General features: G+C 42.5%; 7 protein-coding genes and 1 pseudogene. 3 read left to right on the top strand and 5 right to left on the bottom strand.

Features of this window, described 5'->3' with window-relative positions:
• Positions 1 to 182: 182 nt before the first annotated feature.
• Positions 183 to 413, bottom strand: a complete 231-nt coding sequence (locus AACL61_RS03690) for a hypothetical protein (RefSeq protein ID WP_003668512.1) — start codon at positions 411 to 413, stop codon at positions 183 to 185.
• 2 nt (positions 414 to 415) lie between these two features.
• Entirely contained in the window at positions 416 to 850 is a 435-nt protein-coding gene (locus AACL61_RS03685; protein ID WP_102816587.1) for an HIT family protein, read from the bottom strand.
• Between the two features lie 136 nt (positions 851 to 986).
• Here AACL61_RS03685 and AACL61_RS03680 point away from each other — a divergent pair, with 136 nt between their 5' ends.
• Genes AACL61_RS03680 through trmB form a run of 3 tightly spaced genes read left to right on the top strand, consistent with a single transcriptional unit; the run spans position 987 to position 3573 of the window.
• Positions 987 to 1724 carry an ABC transporter ATP-binding protein gene (locus tag AACL61_RS03680; RefSeq protein ID WP_019251391.1) on the top strand — a complete coding sequence of 246 codons (738 nt, stop codon included), beginning with the start codon at positions 987 to 989 and terminating at the stop codon, positions 1722 to 1724.
• Positions 1717 to 2919, top strand: coding sequence for an ABC transporter permease (locus AACL61_RS03675; RefSeq protein WP_102816586.1), 1203 nt, complete (start codon positions 1717 to 1719; stop codon positions 2917 to 2919). The genes AACL61_RS03680 and AACL61_RS03675 overlap by 8 nt, the downstream gene beginning before the upstream one ends.
• Positions 2920 to 2931: 12 nt before the next feature.
• Positions 2932 to 3573: a tRNA (guanosine(46)-N7)-methyltransferase TrmB gene (gene trmB / locus AACL61_RS03670; RefSeq protein WP_102816585.1), complete on the top strand. Its 642-nt coding sequence runs from the start codon at positions 2932 to 2934 to the stop codon at positions 3571 to 3573.
• A gap of 298 nt (positions 3574 to 3871) precedes the next feature.
• Here trmB and AACL61_RS03665 read toward each other — a convergent pair whose 3' ends face one another.
• From AACL61_RS03665 to AACL61_RS03655, 3 genes and pseudogenes are all read right to left on the bottom strand, one after another.
• The gene (locus AACL61_RS03665) at positions 3872 to 4852 is read right to left on the bottom strand and encodes an aldo/keto reductase (RefSeq protein WP_339111010.1); all 981 of its coding nucleotides are present in this window, start codon (positions 4850 to 4852) and stop codon (positions 3872 to 3874) included.
• Between the two features lie 168 nt (positions 4853 to 5020).
• Positions 5021 to 5941: pseudogene (gene glsA / locus AACL61_RS03660) on the bottom strand (glutaminase A).
• Between the two features lie 53 nt (positions 5942 to 5994).
• Entirely contained in the window at positions 5995 to 6333 is a 339-nt protein-coding gene (locus AACL61_RS03655) for a PepSY domain-containing protein (RefSeq protein WP_078009437.1), read from the bottom strand.
• Positions 6334 to 6483 lie beyond the last annotated feature (150 nt).

The raw sequence follows: 6483 nt of genomic DNA, 5'->3' as shown, positions 1-6483 counted from the left end.
TTTCTTGACTAATCGTAGGAAATGGGAGCGAGACAGAATTCACTTGTGACTTCGTTTTCGAGCCCCCGCAAGCAACAATTGGCCTCCAACGTTCGGTTTTACCGGGCGTTGGAGGCCATTGTTGTACTGCGTCATTTGTCTTTTATGAAAGTAACTTGGCTTAAGTCACAGACCCTTTTTTATTACTTCTGCTGTTCCTTTTGATCAATCTTGAGCACATCCAGAATAATCTGAATGCGGTTCAGCCGGGGTTCAGTCTTGAATTTCCACTTCTTAACATCACGTTCAACATCGTTAATAAATTTTTGCACACCAGGGATGGCAGCCTGTAGTTCATCGATGCTGTTCTTCAACTGTGAAACTTCGCTGCTGAGCCGTTTGAATTCCTCTTGAATTTCTTTTAGCCGTTGCATAACTAGCCTTCTTTCATTTGATCGATGATTGATTGTTGGATTTCTTTGTACTTTTCATCGTTGTACTTACCAGAATTGTCCTTAAAAATCATCTTAAAATCATCATCGCTAGTGTACCGTGGAATCAAGTGGAAGTGGGAGTGGAAGACAGATTGATAAGCGACTTCACCGTTGTTATTAACCACGTTCATCCCCTTGATGTCCGGGTTAGAAGCCTTAACTGCCCGTGCAATCTTGGGGATACGGGAAAATACTTGGGCAGCGAGATCAGCATCATAGGCAAATAAATCGGGAACGTGCTTCTTAGGAATGACGAGGGTGTGACCAGGAGTTCCTTGTGAAATATCAAGGAAGGCCTTTACAACGTCATCTTCATAGACTGTGTAGCTAGGAATCTCACCGTTAATGATTTTGCAGAAAATACAATTATCATCCATATTAATCGCTCCTTTTGAAGATTAAACTTATCCTAAGTATACCGAAAAAATCGCGTTCGTGCATGATTTAGTAGAAGAAATAACCTATGATATAATAAAAAGATATGACTAAGCAATAATTAAGAAGGGATGAATAATGGCTTTAGAGATAAATAAACTTGTTGGTGGATATTCCCAGATTCCTGTGTTGAAGGATGTCAGCTTTGATGTCCAACCAGGTGAATTAGTTGGTTTGATTGGACTAAATGGTGCCGGAAAGTCAACAACGCTAAACCACGTTATTGGCTTGCTGCGACCATTTTCAGGATCGATTAAAATTAATGGTCTTACTATCCAGGCTAACCCGGAAGAATATAAAAAGCAGATCGCCTATGTTCCCGAAACGCCAATTCTTTATGATGAATTGACCCTCCGTGAGCATATTGATTTAACGATTATGGCGTACGAGTTGGACCACGATGAAGCATGGCAGCGGGCGACAAAATTATTAAAACTTTTTCGGCTTGACAATAAGCTTGACTGGTTCCCCGCAAACTTTTCTAAGGGGATGAAGCAAAAGGTAATGATCTGCTGTGCCTTTATGACTAAGGCCAAGCTGCTGATTATTGATGAACCATTCTATGGGTTGGACCCCTTGGCAGTTCATGACTTGCTAGACTTGATTGAGCAAAAGAAGAAGGAGGGCGTCGCAGTTTTGATGTCGACCCACGTCCTTGATACGGCGCAACGGTATTGTGACCGCTTTGTCCTATTGGCAGATGGAAAGGTCCGGGCACATGGAACTCTCGATGAATTACGAGCCGCTGGTGATCATGCCGGCGAATCCTTAGATGAGATTTACTTGCATCTTGCAAAGGGTGATCGTGATGAATAAGTTATTTAGCAAGCGTCGCAGTCAACACTTTATGCTCTTACTGCGTTACTGGCGGTTAGTCTTCAATGACCACTTTGTTATCGCCTTATTTTTCCTGTTCGGAGCCTTGGCGTATGGCTATTCTCAATGGTTGCCAACCTTGGGACCGCATGAATGGTGGACCCGGCTGATCTTGATCGGGTGGTTTACGGTCATTGCCCAAATCGGTCGTCTTGCTACCCTGATCAAAAAGCCAGACCCGGTCTTTCTCTTGCCGCAAGTTGAAGGAATCCATCGTTACCTTAACCAGGCGACCTGGTATAGCTTGATCTTAGCGGAAATAATGACGGTGGTGGGGGCCTTTATCGCCTTACCGTTCGCATTGACAACGGAAAAACTTAGCAGTGCCGAGATTGTGACCATCTTTTTAGTCGCCATTGTTAATAAGGCCGATTGGATGCACGTAGCTCGTAAATCATTGAGTTTGCGCTGGGGTGATCAACAGTGGCGAACCCGGCTAGAATACTGGGTAAACCCGTTACTCGCTTCAATCGCAATGTGGCTGGTTAATCCCTACGTTGGTCTTGTCGTAGCGGTGATCTTGTACTTAGCGGTAATTGTCTATTATCGTGATCTCGCCGTTAATTGGCGGATTGCCGTTAAGGCGGAACAAGATCGGATGTACAGTGTCTACCGTTTCTTTAACCTCTTTACTGATGTACCAAGTGTTCAAGGAAATACCAAACGACGGAAGTGGGCAGATGGCCTGATTCGCTGGCTCAGCAAGGATGGTCAACCATGGTCCTACTTATACGCCCGGGCATTTGTCCGTAGTACGGAAGTGAGCGGGATTGTTAGTCGGTTGACCCTGCTAGGAATGGTGATCGTCTTCTTACTGCCAGCGGGTTGGCTGAGTACTGTGGTGGTCGTGCTCTTTATCTACTTGATAGCGACCCAGCTAATGCCACTCTATGACCAGTATGAATCGAATGTCTTTACTCACATCTATCCAATCCCTGCTAGTCAGCAACAGGCGGACTTCAAGCAGCTATTAGCCAAGGTAACGGCACTTGAAGCATTACTGATCGCTCTTGCTAGTATCGGTTGGCAGTTGAACGTCGGCCAGATGGTAATTAATCTTATTATTGCGGCAGTTGAAGTGGTCTTATTAAGTCGCTTCTACTTCAATGTCAGAGTCAAAAAACTAATGAAATGAGGATTTTAATTTATGCGTGTGAAACATAAAAAGTGGGCTGATCCATTAATTGCTGCCCATCCAGAACTAATGATTGATGATGCTACTCAATTTAAGGGCAAGTGGCAATCACGGTTTGCAAAAGAACACCCCCTTCACTTAGAAGTGGGGATGGGAAAAGGTCAATTTATCATTGGCATGGCGAAGGCTCACCCAGAAATCAACTTTATCGGTCTGGAGATTCAGCGGACTGTTGCGGCAATCGCCCTCAAAAAAGCGCTCGAGGAAGACTTGCCAAACTTGCAATTGATTTGTGGGGATGGGGAAGACTTGCAAGAATACTTTGAAGATGGGGAAGTCACTAAGATGTACCTTAACTTCTCTGATCCATGGCCGAAGAAACGGCATGCTAAGCGGCGCCTGACCTACAAGACCTTCTTAGCAACCTATCAGCAGATCCTCCAAGATCAAGGGGCAATTGAACTGAAGACTGATAACATGGGTCTCTTTGAATTCTCCTTGGAAAGCATGAATAACTATGGGATGATCTTTGATGGAGTTTGGTTAGACCTACACCATAGCGAAGAAAATGAGCATAATGTTGAAACTGAGTATGAACAGAAATTTGCGGCAAAAGGTCAGCCAATCTATAAGTTAATTGCTGATTTTAAGTAAAATACTAGGGACTGTGACATAAGTTAAGTTACTTTCATAAAAATCAAATGCGCAGTACAACAATAGGCCTCCAACGTCCGGCAAAGCCGAACATTGGAGGCCTATTGTTGCTTGCGGGGGCTCCCAGAGGCTAGCTTCGCGTCGAAAAACGAAGTCACAAGTGACTTCTGTCTCGCTCCCTAGTATTTTTTCGCTTCTTTAAGTTTTTTATCAATAGCTGAGGTATACAAATTCTGCCGGCTAGTGATGAAATAATGCATGATAAATTCCTTTTGAAACGATTTGGTGGTTTTTCCCCTTAGTCTGGATCTTTTAATGATTTACCACTCTTAATTTGTTTAAATTGATTGAATGCTTGTTCAATTGTTTGATATTCGTCAGTCGAAAGTTCAATTTTCATTGCTTGTGCGTTAGAAAGTACTTGCCGGGCATTTTTAGCTCCTGGAATCACCGCAGTAATGAGTGGGTTTTGCAGATACCATGCGAGGATTATTTGAGCAATCGTAGCGTGATGGTTATCAGCAATTGGACGGACGAGATCAACAGCATGTAAGATTGTGCTGTAACGCGGTTCTTTGAAGTCTGCAATTTGACTGCGGATATCATCAGCGGGGAATGTTGCATCAGTGGTATACTTTCCAGTCAATAGCCCAGAAGCTAGCGGGAAGTAAGGGACAAAGCTGATGTTGTTCTCATGAAGGTAATCTAGCATTCCTTCCGTTAAATGATCTTGATGAAGAAGGCTGAATTCGTCTTCTACAATGTCAATATAACCATCCGCATTTGCCTCTTTGATTTGAGCAAGACTGAAATTGGAAATTCCGATTGCCCGAATCTTTCCTTCTTCCCGTAATTTCTGCAGAGCACCGACTGCCTCTGCTTTCGGCGTATCATGATCAGGAAAGTGCAGATAGTAAATATCAATGTAGTCAGTTTGCAGCCGTTTTAAACTGTCATTGACCTGCTTAGTGATAAAATCCGGGTCGTTATTAATAGCTTCTTTACCCGTTGAAAAATCATGACCGCCCTTTGTTGCAATGATGATTTTATGCCGATCATAATCTTGAATGGCTTGCCCGATCAATTCCTCTGAATGACCCAAGCCATAGACATAGGCAGTATCTAATAAATTAATTCCATTATCTAAAGCGGTCTTAACAAGATCAATGCCGGCTTGATCATCTAACCCTGGGAAGAGATTATAACCGCCAACAGCGTTTGTTCCAAGACCGAGGGGATTTACTTTAACTTCTGAATGACCGATTGTTACTGGATACATCATGATAAACCTCCTTATTGGTGAAAGCGCATGCATCAATTGCCTTAATTATACTAAAAATATTCTTGGTATGTACCTGAATATTGAATTGGAATAGTAAATTAACGAAACTGGATTGAACGTTGAATATAATTAAGCAGATCCCGATAAGGAGGCGGATATTTGCAACTAGTACCTAAAAATATCAAGCTTTAATTTTTTGCTGATGAGTTCAAGGAGTGCTAGCCCGGCAACACTATTACCAGCATGGTCGAGTGCCGGACTGAAAATTCCGATCCCGTAATGATTGGGGGCAGCAGAAACTAAACCGCCACCGACACCGCTCTTAGTCGGTACACCGATTCGAACGGAATAAGTTCCTGATTCATTGTAGAGGCCAGTCGTCATCATGACCGATTTTGTATATGTAGCGGCTTCGCTTGAAATGATTCGTTCATTATTCCAAGGAGCGATCCCGTCATTGGCAAGGACAGCACCGAGATTAGCTAGACTTTGGCAAGTGACCATCATTGAACACTACTTAAAATAGGTATCAAGGCTAAGGGTTACGTCATTGGTGAGGACTTCTTTGGCCTTGAGATAGTAGGCTAACGACCGATTCATATCTCCGGTTCGCAACTCCGATTGGTAAATTTCTTCATTGAGGGTGATATCGAGATCATTGCAGATTTTACGACTAAATTCAAGAATTTGGTCAAAGGGAGAAAGCCCATCTTGTTCTTCGATTAATGAACTAATGAGGATGGTGCCACTATTAATAAAAGCATTGAGGGGGTGCGTCTCTTTAGTGATTTCCATGTTAAGGATTGTATCGAACGGGAAGCCGGTTTGGCGTGTTCCCACTTGCTCTTCAACTGCTGACAAGCCTAAACGTTCAATTGCGTAGAGGAGGGTGATTACTTTCGAGACACTTTCGATAGCAAACCGAACTTGCGATGCTCCTGCTTCTACTTTTTTATCATTTGTGACGTCGAAAAGGTAAACGCCAAGTTAATAAGGATCAACTTTTGCTAAAGCGGGAATATATGTCGCTACCTGTCCTTCGTCAATTTTGCTCCAACATTCTTGAATTGCGTCATTAAGATTCATGATAGTTCTCCTTTAATTAAAAAAGCTGGGAAAGTTTGTCCCCAGCCTTTACTTTAGTTATTCTCAATTCGTTTTAATTCCAATAGACTACCAGTATACGCGTCAGCAATAAACTCGTAATCTACTTCTTCGCCATCTTCTAGACGAGAAACGCCGCCTTCATAAGCATGGGTTTTAACCGCAAATCGTTGGAAAGGTACTGCTTTATTATTGATCCAGCTACCGGTTAGAGAACCTTCACTTGCAAAATCGTTCTTGACTAATTTTAAGATCCGCTCAGCAGATATTTGGCGGTTACCAAAAAGTTTACCAGCGATAAAACCGGCGATTCCAGACGCACCTAATGTGACTGGAATCAGCCAGGGGTTGAGGGAGTTATTGTTTGCATTCATATGATTGCTTCCTTCACTATTTAAATTTAATCCGTTCTTAACTTCTCATTTATTCTATCATTTTTAATTATTAAAATCCAAATATCTAGTCCTTACAAGCAGATTACTTACAATAGATAAGAAGCATGGTATAATATTGCTAAAATGATA

It is taken from the genome of Limosilactobacillus reuteri subsp. porcinus (genome assembly GCF_036621895.1).
Taxonomy (GTDB): Bacteria; Bacillota; Bacilli; order Lactobacillales; family Lactobacillaceae; genus Limosilactobacillus; species Limosilactobacillus reuteri_J.
This window is presented reverse-complemented; position numbering and strand designations above follow the sequence as displayed.

What these genes read in the sequence shown, in the direction of transcription:
- AACL61_RS03690 (WP_003668512.1), bottom strand. Translation starts at nt 413, where the DNA reads ATGCAACGGCTAAAAGAAATTCAAGAGGAATTCAAACGGCTCAGCAGC.
- AACL61_RS03685 (WP_102816587.1), bottom strand. Translation starts at nt 850, where the DNA reads ATGGATGATAATTGTATTTTCTGCAAAATCATTAACGGTGAGATTCCT.
- AACL61_RS03680 (WP_019251391.1), top strand. Translation starts at nt 987, where the DNA reads ATGGCTTTAGAGATAAATAAACTTGTTGGTGGATATTCCCAGATTCCT.
- AACL61_RS03675 (WP_102816586.1), top strand. Translation starts at nt 1,717, where the DNA reads ATGAATAAGTTATTTAGCAAGCGTCGCAGTCAACACTTTATGCTCTTA.
- trmB (WP_102816585.1), top strand. Translation starts at nt 2,932, where the DNA reads ATGCGTGTGAAACATAAAAAGTGGGCTGATCCATTAATTGCTGCCCAT.
- AACL61_RS03665 (WP_339111010.1), bottom strand. Translation starts at nt 4,852, where the DNA reads ATGTATCCAGTAACAATCGGTCATTCAGAAGTTAAAGTAAATCCCCTC.
- AACL61_RS03655 (WP_078009437.1), bottom strand. Translation starts at nt 6,333, where the DNA reads ATGAATGCAAACAATAACTCCCTCAACCCCTGGCTGATTCCAGTCACA.